Source organism: Agromyces sp. GQ35 (genome assembly GCF_059758475.1).
On sequence record NZ_JCAXEO010000001.1, the window covers coordinates 434,919 to 454,188 of the forward strand.

Below are 19,270 nucleotides of genomic sequence, written 5' to 3' on the forward strand. Positions count from 1 at the left end.
ATGCGCCGAACCGGCCGCACCGGGTTCAGCCTTCGTCGCCGTTCGACGAGCGCTTGCGCTTCGCCGCGAGGCGGTGACTCTCGGTGACCTGATGGGTGCGTCGCAGCGGGGCCGCGACGTCGCCGTGCCGGCGCTGCGCGATGCGGACGAAGAGGAAGTCGACGAGCGCGAGCTGGGCGATGCGACTCGACATCGCCCCCATGCGGTAGCTCGACTCACGGGCGCGGGTGATGAGCACGAAATCGGCGAGCTCGGCGATCGGTGACTCGGGCGAGTTCGTGATCGCCACGGTGACCGCGCCCGACTCGCGGGCGGTGGCCAGTGCGTTGTTCGTCTCGGTCGTGAGGCCCGAGTGCGAGATGCCGATCGCGACATCCGTCGGCTTGCGCAGCGCGGCCGACACGAGCGCGAGGTGGATGTCGACCGAGCAGAACGCCGAGATGCCGATGCGCGCGAGCTTCTGCTGAAGATCCTGCGCGGTGAGGCCGCTCGCCCCGAACCCGTAGAGATCGACGTGCCCGCCGACGTCGATCGCGTCGACCACGCCGTCGAGCACGGTCGTGTCGAGCCCGGCGACCGTCTGCTCGATCGCGAGCACCTCGTGGAAGGCGATCTTGGCGAACACGTCGTCGGCCGAGTCGTCGGGGCTGATGTCGGAATCGGCGAGCCCGAACCGGTCGCGCTCGGCCGCCTCGCGGCTGACGGCACTCGCGACCTCCATGCGGAACTCGCGGTACCCGCTGTAGCCGACGGTCTGGCAGAACCGGGCGACGGTCGAGAGCGACGTGCCGCAGACCCTGGCGAGGTCGGTGATCGTGAGGTCGACGACGAGCGCCGGGTCGGCGATGATCGCCTCGGCGACGCGCGCCTCGGAGGAGCTCAGGCGCGGCAGCGCCTCTCGCACGGCGGTGAGTACGTTCGCCGACATCACGCGGTCCCCGCTTCCTGCTCCGACGATGCCGGCGCGTTCGCGCCGCCTCCGCGCGGCCCGGCGCTGCGCGGCATTCCATCCTCAGGGACGACTCCGTCGAGCGCGTTCACCTGCGTCACCCCAGTATGGGTCACAGCAACGGATGCCACGGGGCCGATCGGCGCCGGAATCGCCAACGGCGCGCGGCCCGGAGCCCAGCGGCCGAGCACGCGGGCGGCCGTGCCGGGGGTCGGTGATGCCGGCACGCCGTGCCAGCTCAGGAAGCCGAGGAGCGCGAACATCAGCGACTCCTTGAAGGCCGGGTCGATGCCGCGCTCGGCGCTCGACGAGACGACGACGCCGCGCTCGGCGGCGAGCGCGGCGATGCGAGCCATGAGCACGGGGTTGCGCGCGCCGCCGCCCGAGCAGATCAGGGCGGCCGGCGTGCCAGGGAGGGCGTCGACGACCGTTCGCGCGGTGAGCTCGGTGAGCGTCGCTGCGAGGTCGGCGACCGGGATCGACGCAGGGATGGCGCGGTCCGCCGACTGCGCGACTGCCGCGACGGCGCGATCGACCGACGCGAGGTCGAAGGTCTCCCGCCCGGTCGTCTTCGGCACCGGCCCCGAGTAGTACGGATGCCGCAGCAGTTCGTCGAGCAGCGCCACGTGCACCCGGCCGGCGGCGGCGAGTCGCCCGCCCTCGTCGAATCCGCGCGCACCGTGCGTGTCTCGCTCGACGACCGCGTCGAGCAGGCAGTTGCCGGGGCCGCTGTCGAAGGCGGTGACGGTGGCGTCGGCATCAGCACCGCGGCCGGGCGCGACGAGCTGCAGGTTGGCGATGCCGCCGAGGTTCACTGTGGCGATCGTGCGGCCCGTCGCGTGCGCTTCGGCGCCGAGCCAGAGCCGGTCGAGGATCGCCATCAACGGTGCACCCTCGCCGCCCGCGGCGATGTCGGCCATGCGCAGGTCCGAGAGCACGGGCACGCCGGTGCGCTCGGCGATCCACGCGGGTTCGCCGAGTTGCAGGGTGCCGCGGGCGCGGCCCTCCTCGACCCAGTGGTAGACGGTCTGCCCGTGAGAGACGACGAGATCGGGCGTGGCACCCGATTCGCGGATGCCGCGTGCCGCCGCGTCGGCGAAGGCCTGACCGAGTCGGGTGGTCAGCCGCGTCCACTCCCCCGCGGTCTGCGCCTCCCCGGCGCTCACGGCGAGCACCCGGGCGCGCAGCTCGGGCTCGAACTCGACCGTCACCGCGAACAGCGGGGTCATCGTCAGCGTGACTCCCGCAGCGCGGCGAGGCGCGCCCGCGTCGTCCCGACGCCGCCCGTCGATCTCGACGACCGCCACGTCGATGCCGTCGGCCGAGGTGCCCGACTGCAGCGACAGCACGATCACGGTGTCACCCCCGCGTCGAGCAGCTCGCGCACCGCTACGGCCGCGAGTCGGCTCGCCGCCCGCGCGTGCAGCGTCGGCAGCGGCAACGGCTCCCCCGGCATGCCGACGTTCACGACGACGGCATCGGGACGCATGCGAGCGACGTGCTGCACGCGATCACGCTGCGCACCCGGTGCGCCGACGGCGTCGACGAGCACGACCAGCGGTCCGGTGCCCGGCACCGCGGCGTCGCCCCGCAGCACCTCGCCGCCCGCGGCGATCGTCGCCTCGACGTAGTCGCGATCACTGTCGACCGCGAGCGTCGAACGCCCGCGCACATCGAGCACCGTGCGCGGGCCGGGCGACGCGGGAATCACGCCGTCGACGGTGATCGCCGACCGGGCGATCGCACCCGGGCGGAGCGGCATCCGCTCACCGGTGCTTCGCGCATCGACGGATGTCGCGAGCCGCCGCACCCGCTCGGCGGCGCGCTCGACGACGCCGACCGGCAGTGTGCCGTCGTCGAGCGCGGCGAAGATCGCCGACTGCACCTCGCGGAAGTCGCGCACGTCTTGATCGGGTGCCGCTGCTGCGCCGAGGTTCGTCGGGTTCGAGATGCAGAGCAGGTCGGCGCCCGCGAGGAGCGCTTGCACCGCGCCCGGCCCGGCGCCGACGGATTCCCGGACCGCCGCCATGTCGAGTGCGTCGGTGATGACGACACCGTCGAAGCCCATCGAGCGCAGCCGGCCGATCGCGACCGGGTTGAGCGTGGCGGGCTGCTCACCCCACTCGGGCACGATGATGTGCGCCGTCATGACCGCGTCGACCCCGGCGTCGACCGCAGCCTGGAACGGAGGCAGGTGCACGCGTTCGAGCTCGGCGAGCCCGATCGCGAGCTCGGGCATCGCGTGGTGGGAGTCGAGGTGGGTGTCGCCGTGTCCGGGGAAGTGCTTCACGCACGCGGCCGCACCGGCCGAGCGGATGCCGCGGAGCGCCGCCACCGCATGCTGTGACACGACTTCGGGCGTCTCACCGAACGCACGCACGCCGATCACGGGGTTCCGGGGGTCGGTGTTCACGTCGGCGACCGGGCCGAGCACGACGTTCGCGCCGACCGCGAGCGAACGGCGGGCGAGTTCGCCCCCGACCGCCTCGGTGGCGGCGAGGTCGTCGACGAAGCCGAGTTGCGCGGCGCCCGGCAGGGTCGAGCCGTCCACGGCCTCGATGCGGGTGACGGTGCCGCCCTCTTCGTCGATGCCCACGAGCAACGGCGGGCGGATGTCGCGGAGCTCGTCGGCCAGCGACATCCGCTCGCCCTCGTCGCCGAGGTTGTGGGCGAACAGCACGACGCCCGCGAGGCCGCCGTCGAGTTCGGCGCGAAGCCATTCGGGCAGCGCGCGTCCGAGGAAGCCGGGCCAGAGCACGCCGCCGACGAGGGCGCGCAGCGCCGGGTCGGCGGCGCTCGAGGTGCCGGTCTTCAGGCTCACCGCGTCAGCCCTTGACCGCGCCGGCGACGAGGCCCGACGAGAGGCGGCGCTGCACGATGACGAAGAAGATCATGACCGGCAGGGTGATGAGCGTCGACGCGGCCATGATGTAGCCCCACTCGTTCGAGTGCAGGCCGAAGAACGACTTCAGGCCGATCGCGACGGTGTAGTTCTCGGTCGCGCCGCCGAGCAGGGTCATCGCGAAGATGAACTCGTTCCACGCCGTGATGAACGAGAACACGCTCGTCGCCACGAGGCCCGGCATGACGAGCGGCAGCATGACCGAGCGGAACATGCGCCACCAGCTCGCGCCGTCGATGTACGCGGCCTCTTCGAGCTCGACCGGCACCGCGGCGACGAATCCGCGGAGCATCCAGATGCCGAACGGCAGCGAGAGTGCCACGTAGACGACCATGAGGCCGAGCAGGGTGTTGAGCAGCCCGAGGTCGCGCACCTGCACGAACAACGGAATGACGAGCGCTTCGAGCGGCACCATCTGCACGACGAGGATCATGAGCAGCATCGCCGTGCGGAACTTGAACTTGAACCGTGCGACCGCGACGGAGGCGAGCAGGGCGACGACCGCGCTCGCGAGCACGGTGACGATCGCCACCATCGCCGAGTTCCGCAGGAACACGTCGAAGCCGCCCTCGTTCAGCACGTAGGTGAAGTTGTCCCAGGTGAATTCCTTCGGCAGGAGCGACTGGCCGCCGCTCGAGGCCTGCGCGTCGAACGCGCTCGAGACCATCCAGTAGACCGGGAAGAGGGTGAAGACGAGCAGCGCGACGACGGCGATGATCTTGCCGATGTTGCGCGCAGGGGAACGCCGCCTCATAGCTGTTCCTCCTTGAAGAGCGTGCGGATGTAGACGACCGTGATGGCGAGCAGGGCGAGGGTCAGCAGCACCGCGAGCGCCGAGCCGAAGCCGTAGCGGTTCTGGCCGAACGATTCGACGTACGACCACACGCCGAGGTTCAGCACCGAGCGGTTGGATCCGGCGCCGCCCGGCATCAGGTAGACCTGCGCGAAGACCTTGAAGTCCCAGATGGTCGACAGGATGATGACGACCGAGAAGACCGGCTTCAGCGTCGGGAAGATGATCTTCCAGAACCGGCGCCAGGCGCCTGCACCGTCCATCTCGGCGGCTTCGAGCATCTCTTTCGGCACGCCGAGGAGGCCCGCGAGGATCGTGATCGCCACGAAGGGGAAGCCGTGGTGGATGACGTTCAGCAGCACGATGCCGTAGAAGGTCCACTGGTTGGTGAACCAGTTGTACGGCTCATCCATGAGGCCCATGGCCATGAGCGTCGAGTTGACGATGCCGCGGTCGGCGTCGAAGATCCACACCCAGACGTAGGTGCCGGTGACCGCGGGCATCGCCCAGGCGATCATGATCGCGCTCGCGACGATGGTGCGCCACAGGGTGCCGAGCGACGCGAGCAGCAGTGCGACGAGCGTGCCGACGATGACCGTTCCCGCGACCGCGGCGACGGCGAAGCCGAGCGTGTTGGGCAGCACGACCGACCAGAGCGTCGGGTTGGTGAACGCCTCGAAGTAGTTGTCGAGGCCGATGAAGTTGGTCTTGCCGCTGACGATCTCGCGCAGGCCGTAATCCTGCAGGGAGAAGAGCGCGACGCGGATGAGCGGCCACAGCATGAGGCCGCCGAGGATGATGAGCGCGGGCGCGAGGAGCACCCAGGGTCGGGCTTTCGCCCAGGTCAGGAATCTGCGACCGCGGGGGCCACGGCCGCCCGGGCCGCCGGCCACGGATGCGGACGCCGGAGCGCCCTCACCCGCGGCCGACAGGGTTGGTGCGAGGTTCGACAAATCAGTTGCCTCGGTTGTTCCGGTCGCCTCAGTTGCCGTTCATGATGGAGTCCATCTCGGCGGCGGCATCCTTCGTCGCCTGCTCGACGGTCTTCTGACCGCTGAGGATGGCCTGCATCATGGTGTTCGTCGTCTGCTTGGCCTGCACCGCGCCGAACGTCGGGGTGACGGGCACGGAGGCGCCGCCCTCGACCATCTGCTGGGCGAAGGGCTGCACGAGCGGGTCGGTCGAGGCGAGCGCGTCGTCCATGAGCGACTCGAGGCCCGGGAAGTACCCGGTCGAGTCGGCCCACTCCGCGGCGAACTCACCGGTGGTCATGAGCTCGACGAACGCGAACGCGAGGTCCTGGTTCTTCGCCGTGTTGAAGACCGACAGGTGCGAGCCGCCGAGCACCGACGGCGAGATGCCCTCGTCCTGGCCGGGGATGACCGCAGCCGCGATCTTGCCCTCGAGGTCGGGGGCCTTCTCGATGAGCGCCTTCGGCGTCCACGAGCCCGAGAGCATCATGGCGACGTTGCCCTGCGTGAATGCGTCGCGGGCGTCGGTCTCCTTCCAGGTGGTCGCTCCGGCCGACGAGAAGCCGTGCTTCAGCGCGAGGTCGGTGTAGAACTGGATGCCCTCCTGCGACTCCTTGCTCGCGAGGCCCGAGGTCCACTCCTTGCCGTCGAGCTCGGAGACCTCGCCGCCGGCGCCCCACACCCACGGGTAGACGCCGAACTCGGCATTGCCGGGCACCGCGAAGGCGAGCATCTCGGGGTGCGCGGCCTTGATGGCCTCGCCGGCCGAGACGATCTCGTCCCAGCTGGTGGGCGCCTCGAGTCCGAGCTCCTCGAAGATGTCGGCGCGGTAGACGATCGAGCGCACACCGGCGTACCAGGGCATGCCGTAGAGCTCGTCGTCGTAGGTGCCGGCGACCTCGAGGCCGTCGACGAGGTCCTTCTCGAGGCCATCTTGGGCGGCGACGTATTCGGTGAGCGGCGCGAGCGCACCGGCATCCGCGAACTCGGCGGTCCAGGTGGTGCCGGTCTCGGCGACGTCGGGCGTGGTGCCGCCCGCGATCGACGTGACGAAGCGGTCGTGCGCGTCGGCCCACTGCACGTATTCGACCTCGAGGGTGGCGCCGGTCTCCTCGGTGAATGCCTCACCGACCTTCTCGAAGAAGGGCTCTGAGTCGGGGTTGGTGCCCTCCATGATCCAGACGGTGAGCGTCTCGCCCTTCGCGTCGATCGGGCCGTCGTCGGCGGCGGGCGTCTCGCCGCCGCCCGAGCAGGCTGCCAGCGCGAGCACGGCGGTGATGCCGAGTGCTGCGACCGGGAGGAATCGCTTGTTCATGTGGGGGTCTCCTCGTTGAAACTGTCAGTGGCACTCACGTGCCGCGGCTGTGAATCTGAGACGGACAGGGAATCTGAATCAGAACTGACTCTGGAAGTAGTATTCGGGAATGGCGGCCACTTTGCAAGAAACTTCCGAACGTTCGGAATGGGTGCTCGGCATCGACATCGGCGGCACGGGCAGCCGGGCGGCGCTCGAGCCGCTGTCCGGGGGCGCCGAGGCGGTGTCGAGGGCGGGCACCGAGCGTCGCGTACTCGAGGGGCCGCCGGTGTCGGTGACGCCGAACGGCAGCACGGCGCTCGCGGTTGCGGGTTCGCTGATCGAGCGGGCGCGCATCGAGTGGCCGGATGCCCCGATCGCCGCCGTCGGCGTCGGCGCCACGGGCCTCGCCTCCCTCGTGGCTTCGCCCGCCGCGTCGCTCGCCGGCCTGCGCGTCGCCGGCGGGGATGCGCCCGTCGCCCTCGCGATCGATGCACTGACCGCGCACCTCGGGGCCCTCGGCGGCGGGGCGGGCGCCGTCGTCGCCGTGGGCACCGGCGCGATCGCGATCGGCACCGACCTGCGCGACGTGTGGCGGCGGGTCGGCGGGTGGGGGCACCTGTACGACGACCGTGGCTCCGGGGCGTGGATCGGCATCGAGGCCCTGAAGGCGGCGATCCAGACGCACGATGGCGTGACGACGGATGCCGCGGCGCTGCTGGTTGCGGCCGAAACGCGGTTCGGAGAAGCTGCCGGCTGGCCCGCCCAGTTGTACACGCGCGACGACCGGGGTGCGGTGCTCGCGGGGTTCGCGTCGGATGTCGCGGGTCTGGCCGCCGCCGGGGATGCCGAGTCGACTCGCATCATGTCGGAGGCGGGCGCGCTCGTCGCCGCGACGTTGGCCACGGCGCTCGATCCGGCACTCCCGGAGCCCCGGCTCGCTGCCGGAACGGGCGGAGTGTTCGCGGCGGGAGGCGTGTTCGTCTCGGCCTTCGAGTCGGAGTTCGTGCGGCTCGCGCCGGGGGCGAGGCTCGTGCCGGCCGCGGGCGGTCCGCTCGACGGAGCCGTCGAGCTGGCGCGGCTCGTCGCGCTGGGTCGGGTGCCGTCGGGGCATCCGCCGTTCCTCTGGCTCGGGTGACCGATTGGTCGGGTGGTCGAGTGACTGAGTGGTCGGACGATGCGCACTGGGCAGCTGGCTGCCGGCGAGCGGCTCAGCAGCCGGGGCCCGACGGGTTCGTGTTGCAGTCGCCGATCGTGAGCACGGTGTCGAACTCGCCGACGAGCACGCGTTGCGGGTCACCGGCGACGGCGAGGGTTCCGGCGATGCCGCGCCAGCCGGAGCCGGCGAAGCGGTACTCGGCACGGAGCACGACCTCGAGGGACACGGTGTACTCGCCGGACTCGGCGTACACGTGGCTCGTGCCGGTCGGGGTGAACTCGCGCTGCCCGAGCGCGGTCCACGTCGCCCCTGGGCGGCTGCCCTCGACGAGCGCGCCGTCGCTGTGGGACCACCGGTACCCGACGGGCGTGAACCGCACATCGGCCGGCTGGCCGAGCAGTGTGCCCGACACCACCTGCACGGATGCCGCGGCGACGAAGTTCGCCGGAAGATCTTCGACCGCCCAGCCGCCGGGTTCCATGCCGTTGCCGGGCTTCGCCGGTACGAACGACGCGATGTCCCGCAGCGTCACGACGACGGCCGGTGTCGGCACCAGCGCGTCGGGCCCTGTGCTTATGGGGACGCTCCTGCAGCCAGTCGGATCCGTTGGCCTGCAGTTGTCTACCTCGACGCCCAGAACGAAATCCACCGAATTTAGGACTTCGTCGTCTGGGACACTCTCGACAGGAACCGCTGGCTGAAACGCTACTGGCGGCGGCGGCACAGCAGGCTGTTCCACGTGCTCCTCACCGTGAAGCACTACTCCTGAGTCGGTCACGTCACCCACGACATAGTCGATCGAGTTGACATCGCCACCGGCGAAAACCAGGGATGTCGCAAGGACGACCCCGTTGGTCAGCAGAAATCGTCGCCGGACCATGACTGTGCCCCAGAAACCAACAGTCTGCTGGGCTCCGCTGTCGAGATCGATTCGAGTGTCACCTGAATAGGCGATCGTCCGGGCCTATCGGACGGAGTGACATCTTGCCCAGCAGCGTTGAGAACTTGAACCTCTGAAACATCAAGACAGAGGTACACACTGACCGTTGCGATTCCGGATTCATCGAATTGCTCGACGAGGCCAGCCTTGTCGAACACAGTTTCACCTTGAGTGTGCGTCCCGCTTTCTTGCAGCCGGCCAAGCGAAGCTTCAAGGCTCTCTGCGTACGCCGACGTTGCCACCTCGCGGATTCGTGCCGCGTCGGTGCTTCCGCTAGCGGTTAGTTGGTCGACAACCGCCAAGTGCGATGCGTAACCCTCCACCGCCGCCGCCAACGCCTCCTCATCGCTCGCGAAGATCGGCTCTGCGGCGTCCGTCGGGGCGCTCGGCGACGGCGCGGGCTCGCCGCCACCGGTGCACCCGCTCATCAGCAGCGCGAGCGCACCGGCTGCGGCGAGCGCGGTCATCGCGCTTCGGCCGCGGCGCTTCGCGAGTCGGGGGAGGGACATGGCGTTCACCCTAAGCGAGCCGGGGCACCGATCGGCTCGGTTATCCACAGGTCGCCGCCGTACTCGACCCGCCTGACCCCCACCCGCGTGAGGATCGCGTCACCGCTCGGCGCATCGAAGCGGCCGCTTCGATGCGAACGCAATGAACGTGCGCCAAAGCGCTGGCCCCAGCCGATTTCGCTCTCGGTGAACTCGGCCGACGGATGCCCCGTTGCGCTTGCATCGGATTCTTTACCATGTGAGGCTGAATCGCTGCAATGTCGTACGGGGGTGCGATGCTGCAGGTCAAGCGACAGGGTGCAGGTGCCCTGGCCGTCGTCGTCGTGCGCGCATGAATGCGTCGCGCCTGCGGCACCCGCTCGATTCCCTGACTCCTCGCACTGGAGACGCCATGCTCGGAAAACTCCTCGTCCGCTACCTCAAACCCTATAAGTGGCTCCTGCTCGGTGTTCTGGTCTTCCAGTTCATCTCGGCGCTGGCCACGTTCAATCTGCCGAGCCTCAACGCGTCGATCATCGACAATGGCGTTGCCAAGGGCGACACCGCGTACATCTGGTCGACCGGTTCGTTGATGCTGATGATCTCGCTCGGCCAGATCACCGCATCGATCATCGCCACCTACTTCGCCGCGCGAGCCGCGATGCAGGCCGGCCGCGACATCCGCGACGACGTGTTCGAGCGGGTCTCGACCTTCTCCGAACGCGAGGTCTCGGTCTTCGGTCCTGGCTCGCTCATCACCCGCAACACGAACGACGTGCAGCAGGTGCAGATGCTCGCGATGATGGGCGGCACGTTCCTCGTGACCGCGCCGATCCTCGCGATCGGCGGCATCGTCATGGCGCTGCGGCAAGACGTCGGCCTCTCGTGGATCATCGCGGTCGCGGTGCCGGTGCTGCTCGTCGTCGCCGTACTGATCATCGGCCGCATGGTGCCGCTGTTCCGCAGCTACCAGGTGAAGCTCGACAACGTGAACCGCATCATGCGCGAACAGCTCACCGGCATCCGAGTGGTGCGGGCGTTCGTGCGCGAACCCATCGAAGAGGAGCGCTTCCGCGGCGCGAACACCGACATCCTCGTCGTCGGCCGCAAGGTCGGCTCGCTCTTCGTGCTGCTCTTCCCCCTGTTCATGCTCATCCTGAACGTCACCGTCGTCGGCGTCGTCTGGTTCGGCGCGATCGAGGTCGACGCGGGCAACGTGCAGATCGGCACCCTGTTCGCGTTCATGCAGTACGTCATGCTCATCCTCACGGGTGTGCTCATGGCGAGCTTCATGACGATGATGATCCCGCGTGCCGCGGTCTCGGCCGAGCGCATCTCCGAGGTGCTCGACGCCGATACCTCCCTCGTGCGGCCCGAGAACCCGGTCTCCGAGCTGCCGACGCCCGGCACCGTCGAGTTCCAGAACGCCGAGTTCACCTACCCGGGCGCACAGCACCCGGTGCTGTCGGGCATCAGCTTCGCGGCCGCTGCCGGTGAGACCGTCGCGATCGTCGGCTCCACCGGTGCCGGCAAGACGACGCTCGTCTCGCTGATCCCGCGTCTCTTCGACGTCACCGGCGGCAGCGTCAAGGTCAACGGCGTCGACGTGCGCGAAGCCGACCTCGAGCACCTGTGGTCGACGATCGGCCTCGTGCCGCAGCGTCCGTTCCTCTTCAGCGGCACCGTCGCGTCGAACCTGCGGTTCGGTCGAGAGGATGCCACCGACGAAGAGCTGTGGCACGCACTCGAGATCGCCCAGGGCCGCGACTTCGTCGCGGAGATGGAGGGCGGCCTCGACGCGAAGATCTCGCAGGGCGGCACCAACGTGTCGGGCGGCCAGCGCCAACGGCTCGCCATCGCGCGCGCGATCGTGCACAACCCCGGCATCCTCGTCTTCGACGACTCGTTCTCGGCGCTCGACCTCACGACCGACGCCAGACTCAGGCAAGCACTCTGGAGGGAGTTGCCACAGGTGACGAAGATCGTCGTCGCACAGCGCGTGTCCACCATCACCGACGCCGACCGCATCGTCGTGCTCGACGACGGCGGCATGGTCGGCATCGGAACGCACGAGGAGCTGCTCGAGTCGAGCAACACCTACCGCGAGATCGTGGAAAGCCAGCTCGGAGTGGAGGCCGGCGCATGAGCACCGAAACCAAGCTGACACCTGAGGAACAGCTCGAGATCGAGCTCGGCGAGCAGGCGCGCATCAACGCCGACGACTGGAGCGGCGCCGTCGCTCCGGGCAAGGCGAAGAACTTCGGCCAGAGCTTCGGCCGACTGATCGGCCTGCTGAAGCCGCACGCCTTCGCGTTCATCTTCGTGTCGATCCTCGGCGCCCTCGGCGTCGTGCTCACGGTGCTCGCACCGAAGGTGCTCGGCGAGGCGACGAACATCATCTTCGAGGGCGTCGCCTCCGCCGGCCTCGCCGCGCAGTTCCCCGCCGGCACGTCGCAGGCCGACGTGGTCGAGGCACTGCGCGCGGCCGGTCAGACCGATTTCGCGAACATGGTCGCGGCCATGGACAACTTCCAGGTCGGGGCGGGCGTCGACTTCGTGGCCCTCAGCCAGATCATCGTGCTGGTGCTCGGGCTGTACTTCCTGGCCTCGGTGCTCACCTGGCTGCAGGGCTACGTGATCAACATCGTCATGGTGAAGACCATGTGGCGCCTGCGCGAGTCGGTCGAGGCGAAGATCAACCGCCTGCCGCTCAGCTACTTCGACAAGGTGCAGCGCGGCGAGCTGATCTCGCGGGTCACGAACGACATCGACAACATCACCCAGGCGATGCAGCAGTCGCTGTCGACGGTGGTCACCGCGGTGCTCACGGTCATCGGCGTGATGATCATGATGTTCTCGATCTCGTGGCAGCTCGCTCTCGTGGCGCTCGTGTCTCTGCCGCTCATGGCCGTGATCTTCGGCGTCATCGGCCCGAAGTCGCAGAAGGCGTTCGGCATCCAGTGGCGCAAGGTCGGGCGCTTGAACGCCCGCGTCGAGGAGTCCTTCTCGGGCCACGCGCTCGTCAAGGTCTTCGGTCGCGAAGAGACCTCGCGCGAGGCCTTCAAGAAGGAGAACCAGGAGCTGTTCGAGGCCTCCTTCAAGGCGCAGTTCCTCTCGGGCATCATCATGCCCGGCATGATGTTCATCGGAAACCTCACCTACGTCGGCATCGCGGTGCTCGGCGGGCTCATGGTCACGACCGGCCAGCTGCGCCTCGGTGACGTGCAGGCGTTCATCCAGTACTCGCAGCAGTTCACGCAGCCGCTGTCCGAGCTGGGTGGCATGGCAGCGGTCGTGCAGTCGGGCACAGCGTCGGCCGAGCGGGTCTTCGAGCTGCTCGACGCCGACGAGCAAGAGCCCGATGCAGCGGATGCCCCGGCTCCGGTCGACGGCGACGGCACGATCGAGTTCGAGCACGTGTCGTTCTCGTACACCCCCGAGCGTCCGCTGATCACCGACCTGTCGTTCCGGGTGGAACCGGGGCAGACGGTCGCGATCGTCGGTCCGACGGGTGCCGGCAAGACGACGCTCGTGAACCTCATCATGCGGTTCTACGAGCTCGACGGTGGGCGCATCCTGCTCGACGGGCAGAACATCGGTGAGCTGACGCGCCGCGATGTGCGCGAGCGCACCGGCATGGTGCTGCAGGACCCGTGGCTGTTCGCCGGCACGATCCGCGAGAACATCCGCTACGGGCGCCAGTCGGCGACCGACGAAGAGGTGCTCGCGGCCGCGCAGGCGACCTACGTCGACCGCTTCGTGCACTCGTTGCCCGACGGCTACGACACCGTGCTCGACGAAGACGCCTCCAACGTCTCGGCGGGTGAGAAGCAGCTCATCACGATCGCCCGTGCGTTCGTGGCGCAGCCCTCGGTGCTGATCCTCGATGAGGCGACCTCCTCGGTCGACACCCGTACCGAGCTGTTGCTGCAGCACGCCATGGCGGCGCTTCGCGAGGGACGCACGTCGTTCGTGATCGCGCACCGCCTGTCGACGATCCGCGACGCCGACCTCATCCTCGTGATGGAGCACGGCGACATCGTCGAGAAGGGCAACCACGAGGAGCTCATCGCAGCGAAGGGCGCGTACTACCGCCTGTACAACTCGCAGTTCGAGCAGGCGGCGACCGATGTCGACGCCGAGCTCGCCGCGGAGCAGAGCGAGACCGTGCCCCCCTCGGGCTTGAACCCGATCGAGGCGCTCGCAGAGAACGCGGCCGAGAACGCCGAGCTGTAGCAGCGGGTTCTCGCGCACACCGCGCGACGAACGACGAACACCGAACACCGAACGAGCGGATGTCCCAGCCGGGGCATCCGCTCGTTCGTTCTCTCCTCGTTAGGCTGGAACGACGACGGCTCGCATCGGACCTCGCCGTCACCCCTTTCTCCCCCTGAAGGTCTCGTGACGACTGGCATCCCGCTCGTGCGCCCCTGGCGCCTCTGGCTGGTGTGGGGTGTCGGCGTCGCGGCCTACATGCTGTCGGTGACGAACCGCACCTCGCTCGCCGCCGTCGGGGTCGACGCGGCCGTGCGGTTCGACGCAGATGCCTCGACGCTGTCGTTGTTCGCCGTCATCCAGCTCTTCGTCTACGGCGCGATGCAGATTCCGGTCGGCGTCCTGCTCGATCGATTCGGCGCTCGGCCGATCATCACTGCTGGCATGTTCCTCATGGCCATCGGCCAACTCGTGATGGCGCTCGCTCCCGACGTCGGCACGGCGATCTTCGCCCGCATGCTGCTCGGCGCGGGCGACGCGGCGATCTTCCCGAGCGTGCTGCGCGTCGTCGCGGTCTGGTTCTCCGAGAAGCAGGCGCCGTTCATGGTGCAGCTGACGGGCATCGTCGGCCAGTCGGGGCAGCTCCTCGCCATCCTGCCGATGGCGGCGCTGCTGCACGCCACGAGCTGGACCGTCGCGTTCGGCAGCCTCGCCGGACTCGGGGTGCTCTTCACGGTGCTGACGTTCGCGGTGATCCGCAATCGACCACCCGGGCGCGCCGCCGACGTGAGCGTCGACACCGCGACGGGTGCGATGCACGTCGTCACCTCGTCGGCCGACCTCCGAACGGGCTTCCGCGAATCGTGGGCGCACCCCGCGACTCGGCTCGCATTCTGGTCGCACTTCACGACCCCGTTCTCGGGCACCGCGTTCATGCTGCTCTGGGGCTTCCCGTTCCTCACCGTGGGCGAGGGCCTCTCCCCCGCGATGGCCTCGCTCATCTTCAGCATCTACGTCGTCGCCGGCATGCTCGTCGGCCCCGTGATCGGCATGCTCTCGAGTCGGCATCCGATGCGGCGATCGCGCATGCTCGTGCTGCCGATCGTCGCCGTGCAGATGGCCGCGTGGCTCGCGGTGATCCTGTGGCCGGACTCGTCGCCGCTGTGGCTGCTCTTCGTGCTGGCGCTCGCGTTGAGCATGGGCGGGCCGGCGTCGATGATCGGCTTCGATCACGCCCGCACCTACAACCCGCGCCACCGCCTCAGCACCGCGACGGGCATCGTGAACGTGGGCGGCTTCCTCGCCGCACTGCTCGCGATCCTCCTCATCGGCATCGCCATGGACGCCCAGGGCGCGGGCACCCCCGACACGTACACGCTCGAGGCGTTCCGCCTCGCGTTCCTCACCCAGGTGCCGCTCTGGCTGATCGGAGCCGGCTTCATCACCTTCGAGCGCCGGCGCACACGAGTGCACCTCGGACTCGAGGAGCCCCGGGTGCGACGACGCGATCGCGAACGCCGAGAGCCTGGTGGCGACGACTGAGGCCCGAACGGCGATCACGTCGTTCGGGCCTCAGTCGTCACTCACCGTCAGGGCTTTCCGTGCCCGCCGCCCTTCTTCGCCGCACCGGCTTCGAACGCCCGCACAATCTCCTGGCTGAAGGTGTTGCCCGCAGCATCCGTGGCGGTCACCCGCAGGTCGACCCACGAACCGGCGTCGGGCACCGAGATCTTCGCGGTGTACGCCGTGACCACGTCGCGTCCCTCGGCGAACATCGGCGCACCGTCATCCGACGGCTCGTCGACCGTCAGATCGGCGTCGGTGACCTCGAGTGCAACGGGCTGCCAGTCGCCGCCCGGGAGTCGCACCTCGAGCGTGGCATCGGTGATCGCTGCGATGCCGGATGCCTCGGCGATGTGGCCGAGCTCCAGTTCGAGCTTCACCGGGGTGCCGCGCTTGCGCCCCTCGCCGGCCCGGCCGGAGTCGTCGAGGTCCAGGTCGTAGTACGCCTGCAGCATCGGCAGCAGTTGCCGGCTGTAGTCGCCGGCGCCGGTGCCCGTCGAGCGGAAGGTCCACTCGGTGACGGTCGACGTGGACGACGCGAGGTACGTGCCGGCGTGGGTGGCCGTGTTCACGACGCGCCAGTCGGACTCGCCCTCCGGCAGGTCGTCGACGTTCGCGGACTGGTACTGCGACGAGCCGGCCAGCACGCCGTCGACGTAGACCTCGGTGAGTTGCGCGCGGTCGTCGGTGCCCGAGAACACGTTGAACGCACCGGTGTGCTCCGGGCTGCCGCCGTCGGCCCACGACGGCAGGTTCACCTGGGCGTAGGTGCCCGTGCGATTCGGCGCCCAGTAGCCGGGGCCGACGTAGGGGCGAACGATGGCGCCGAAGTAGCTCGCCTCCGTCACCTGCCCGGGCTCGTAGGCGCGCTGCGTGTCGCGCACCTGCCAGCCGGCGTCGATGACCTCGGCGTCTTGGTACCACTCGACCTGGTCGGTGTTCACCCATTCGGTGCGTTCCATGCCTCGCATGGCGCGCAGCGGGAACCCCGAGGCGTGCTCGACGCCCGGCACGAAGTCGTACCGGAACTCACCGACGAGACCCGGGTCGCCGCGGTAGGCGGTGTCGATGCGGGCGAGCTCGCCCGGGCGGTAGTCGAGATCCTCGGGCACGACGCCATCGCTGTAGCGGGCGATGTCCCAGATCTCGTCGGCGTTGACGATGCCGGCGCCGGTGATCGTGACCTTCTTCTTCGCGATCATCTCGAGCACGTGCCGGCCCTGCACACCACTGATCGCGGCGACCGGCAACGGCGCGTCGGTGACGTAGTCCTCGCTGCCGACCCACTCGCTCAGTTCGCCGTCCGCGTCGTTGACGACGAGCAGCATGGCGGCGCCGGCTGCGACCGCGTTCGCCGAGCGCGCCGAGGCCGGGACCGTGTCGGACCTGGTCACCACGGCGACCTGGCCGGCAACGTCGACCGCGGCGAACTCCTCGGCACTGCCGAGGCCGACGTCGACCGCCCTGGCACGCAGCTGTCCGTCGAGCAGGGTCGATCCGGCCTGCACGATGAGGTCGAGCGGTTCCTTGCCGGCCGTCAGCGAGAGCGTCGGCTCCTGCAGGCGCCACCGTGTGGTGAAGTCGAAGCTCTCGGCCTCGGGGGCATCCATCGGCTGCGCGTACAGCTCGTCGGTCCAGACGGGTGCCATCGCGGCACCGCTGAAGCCGTCGACACGGAAGTCCATGCGGCGGATCGTCGCCTCCAGGCCGTCTTCGCCGACGTCGACCGTCACGGGCTTCGTGGCACGGGCGTCGAAGGCGACCGTCGTGGCGCGGTCGAGCACGACGTCGGGGTCACCGACGAGCGCGATCGCCTCGGAGTCGGCTTCACGAGCGACGTCCATGAACGACATGACCGAGTAGAGACCCTCGGGCAGGCGAAGCGTCGTCTCGCCCGCGACACCGAACGAGGTGTACCAGCCGGTCTCGGCGTTCCAGATCCATCCGTAGGTCTCGACGGGGTCGCCCTCGAAGTCGGTCGCGGTGACGGTGAGGTCGTAGCGCTCGGCCTCGGCGATGATGCCGAGGGCGGTGCGCGTGAGCACGGCGTCGCCGACCGCGGCCGTGAGCGTGCCGGAGAGCTGCACTCCGGCCGGCACCTTCGCGGGGTCGGCGGTGAGCGTCACCGGGCGGGTCTCGCCGGCGGGGATCGTCAGCGAGGTGGCATCCATGGTGAGCACCTCGGATGCCGCGGCAGCCGCGCGTCCGGGTTCGAGCCCGCCGTCGTCGCCCGGCGTGGTGTCCGTGAGCGTGGCGACCAGGTCGATCGTCACCTCGGCGTCGCCGCGGTTCGTGTACTCGATCGTGCGCGTGACGGGGGTGGCGTCTTCGCCCCACGTCAGCATGCCGAAGTCGCCCGAGCCTGACGCCAGCACGTCGGTGCCGACCGCGGCGGCCACGTCGAGCACGCCGGCGCCGACCTGGTAGGGCGTGAGCCCGACATCCGTCGCCGTGCTGACGAGCGCGGCACGCAACTGCGCGGCCGAGTACTCGGGGTGCTGCTGCTTCACGATCGCGGCGGCACCGGCGACGTGCGGCGTCGCCATCGACGTGCCGCTCATGCCGATGTACGAGCCCTCACCGGGGCTGTCGACCGAGCGGGCGGCGGTCACGTCGTTGCCGGGGCCGGCGAGGTCGGGCTTCAGGGCGCCCGAACGCACGAGCGGGCCCTGGCTCGAGAACCACGAGAGTTCGCCGGTCGGGTCGTCGACGGATCCGATCGTGAGCGCGCTCTCGGCCGAGCCGGGCGAGCCGACCGTCTCGGGGGCGGTGGAGTTGCCCGCCGCGACGATGAAGAGCGCGTCGGTCTCGGCCGAGATCTCGTTCAACGCGACGGACATCAGGTCGGTGCCGTCGTCACCGTACTGCGTGCCGAGGCTCATCGAGACGATATCGGCACGCTCGGCAGCCCACTCCATGGCGGAGATGATCCACGAGTCCTGGCCTTCGCCGGAGGCGCTCAGCACCTTGCCGACGAGGAGGTCGGCGCCGTCGGCGACGCCACGGTGGGTGCCGCCGCTCGCCGCGCCGCTGCCGGCGATCGTCGAGGCGACGTGGGTGCCGTGGCCGTTGGGATCGGCGGCGACCTCTTCGCCGGGCACGAAGCTCGTCGAATCGGCGAGCACTCGGCCGGCGAGGTCGGGGTGGGTGTCGTCGTAGCCGGTGTCGAGCACGGCGACGGTGACGCCGTCACCGGTGTACCCGGCGGCCCAGGCCTCGGGCGCACCGATGTAGGGCACGCTCGAGTCGAGCGTCGCCTGCACCTTGCCGTCGAGGTGGATCGCCTCGACACCGCCGCCGAGGCTGACGGCTTCGTCGGTGCCGAAGGCACGGGCATCGGATGTCGCGGCATCCGTGAGCGCTGCCCAGGTCGATTCGGCGCTCGCGTGCTCGGCCGTCGCGGCGGCGCTGCCGATGCTCGCGAGGGGCGTGCCGACGGTGACGCCGGGAACGGGGGCCGCGAAGCTGCGGGCTGCTGCGCCGTCCTCGAGTTCGAGGATCACCGGGGTCGCATCGACCGAGGCGTCGTCGTAGCCGTACTCGATGAGCCGGCTGACGTTGAAGAGATCGCGGTCGACGACGCCGGCCGAGAGGTACGGCATCGCGCTACGGGGCAGCACGTGCAGCTCGCCCGCGACCTCGATGGTCTGGAACCCCTCGCCGGGGTCGACGGCGTCGATCTCGACGGCGTGCGTGCCGCCGGCCAGATCGGTCACGGTGACGCGGTCGCCGGTGATCAGGGTGACGGTGTGCGAGCCGCCGGCGACACCGGCGACCGGCGCTGAGGCGGCGGGCGGTGGCGCCCCGGCACCGCCGTTCGATGGATCGGCGGCCGCGGGAAGGGCGGCTGCGCCGACGCCGGCGACGCCGATCGCGAGGCCGCTGATGGCGGCGGCGATCGAGCGACGGCGTCGTGCGAATGGTCTGGTGCTTCGTGGCATAGGGATACCTCTCACGCTTCGAACTGGCTTGCCAAGCAACCTCTCACGGCGGGTT

13 protein-coding genes are annotated in these 19,270 nt (G+C 69.5%); 4 read left to right on the forward strand and 9 right to left on the reverse strand.

All coding sequences use genetic code 11. The features are described from left to right. Positions 1–25: 25 nt before the first annotated feature. Genes AC6CH0_RS02130 through AC6CH0_RS02155 form a run of 6 tightly spaced genes read right to left on the reverse strand, consistent with a single transcriptional unit; the run spans position 26 to position 6,930 of the window. On the reverse strand, positions 26–928 hold the full coding sequence (locus tag AC6CH0_RS02130; RefSeq protein ID WP_498098015.1) for a MurR/RpiR family transcriptional regulator: 903 nt from the start codon (positions 926–928) through the stop codon (positions 26–28). Then, positions 928–2,304, reverse strand: a complete 1,377-nt coding sequence (locus AC6CH0_RS02135) for an anhydro-N-acetylmuramic acid kinase (protein ID WP_498098016.1) — start codon at positions 2,302–2,304, stop codon at positions 928–930. The genes AC6CH0_RS02130 and AC6CH0_RS02135 overlap by 1 nt, the downstream gene beginning before the upstream one ends. Further along, entirely contained in the window at positions 2,301–3,770 is a 1,470-nt protein-coding gene (locus tag AC6CH0_RS02140; protein ID WP_498098017.1) for a glycoside hydrolase family 3 protein, read from the reverse strand. The genes AC6CH0_RS02135 and AC6CH0_RS02140 overlap by 4 nt, the downstream gene beginning before the upstream one ends. 4 nt (positions 3,771–3,774) lie before the next feature. After that, complete coding sequence (locus AC6CH0_RS02145) at positions 3,775–4,605, reverse strand: carbohydrate ABC transporter permease (RefSeq protein ID WP_498098018.1); 831 nt, start codon at positions 4,603–4,605, stop codon at positions 3,775–3,777. Then, positions 4,602–5,597: a carbohydrate ABC transporter permease gene (locus AC6CH0_RS02150; RefSeq protein ID WP_498098019.1), complete on the reverse strand. Its 996-nt coding sequence runs from the start codon at positions 5,595–5,597 to the stop codon at positions 4,602–4,604. The genes AC6CH0_RS02145 and AC6CH0_RS02150 overlap by 4 nt, the downstream gene beginning before the upstream one ends. Positions 5,598–5,625: 28 nt before the next feature. Then, the gene (locus AC6CH0_RS02155; protein WP_498098020.1) at positions 5,626–6,930 is read right to left on the reverse strand and encodes a sugar ABC transporter substrate-binding protein; all 1,305 of its coding nucleotides are present in this window, start codon (positions 6,928–6,930) and stop codon (positions 5,626–5,628) included. Positions 6,931–7,039: 109 nt separating this feature from the next. On the opposite strand from AC6CH0_RS02155, the gene AC6CH0_RS02160 reads away from it, so the two are divergent. Further along, entirely contained in the window at positions 7,040–8,047 is a 1,008-nt protein-coding gene (locus AC6CH0_RS02160) for a BadF/BadG/BcrA/BcrD ATPase family protein (protein ID WP_498098021.1), read from the forward strand. A gap of 73 nt (positions 8,048–8,120) precedes the next feature. Here the strand turns inward: AC6CH0_RS02160 and AC6CH0_RS02165 are convergent, their stop codons facing one another. Together AC6CH0_RS02165 and AC6CH0_RS02170 are read right to left on the reverse strand one after the other, a co-directional pair. Further along, positions 8,121–8,621, reverse strand: coding sequence for a PKD domain-containing protein (locus tag AC6CH0_RS02165; RefSeq protein ID WP_498098022.1), 501 nt, complete (start codon positions 8,619–8,621; stop codon positions 8,121–8,123). 302 nt (positions 8,622–8,923) lie between these two features. Then, positions 8,924–9,517, reverse strand: coding sequence for a hypothetical protein (locus AC6CH0_RS02170; protein ID WP_498098023.1), 594 nt, complete (start codon positions 9,515–9,517; stop codon positions 8,924–8,926). Between the two features lie 391 nt (positions 9,518–9,908). Between AC6CH0_RS02170 and AC6CH0_RS02175 the strand changes: the two genes are divergently transcribed. The 3 genes from AC6CH0_RS02175 to AC6CH0_RS02185 all read left to right on the forward strand — a co-directional run bounded on the left by AC6CH0_RS02175 (position 9,909) and on the right by AC6CH0_RS02185 (position 15,253). Further along, positions 9,909–11,642 carry an ABC transporter ATP-binding protein gene (locus AC6CH0_RS02175; protein WP_498098024.1) on the forward strand — a complete coding sequence of 578 codons (1,734 nt, stop codon included), beginning with the start codon at positions 9,909–9,911 and terminating at the stop codon, positions 11,640–11,642. Next, positions 11,639–13,732: an ABC transporter ATP-binding protein gene (locus AC6CH0_RS02180; RefSeq protein ID WP_498098025.1), complete on the forward strand. Its 2,094-nt coding sequence runs from the start codon at positions 11,639–11,641 to the stop codon at positions 13,730–13,732. The genes AC6CH0_RS02175 and AC6CH0_RS02180 overlap by 4 nt, the downstream gene beginning before the upstream one ends. A gap of 237 nt (positions 13,733–13,969) precedes the next feature. Next, positions 13,970–15,253 carry an MFS transporter gene (locus tag AC6CH0_RS02185; RefSeq protein ID WP_498100986.1) on the forward strand — a complete coding sequence of 428 codons (1,284 nt, stop codon included), beginning with the start codon at positions 13,970–13,972 and terminating at the stop codon, positions 15,251–15,253. Positions 15,254–15,300: 47 nt separating this feature from the next. Here the strand turns inward: AC6CH0_RS02185 and AC6CH0_RS02190 are convergent, their stop codons facing one another. Continuing rightward, positions 15,301–19,215: a S8 family peptidase gene (locus AC6CH0_RS02190; RefSeq protein ID WP_498098026.1), complete on the reverse strand. Its 3,915-nt coding sequence runs from the start codon at positions 19,213–19,215 to the stop codon at positions 15,301–15,303. Positions 19,216–19,270 lie beyond the last annotated feature (55 nt).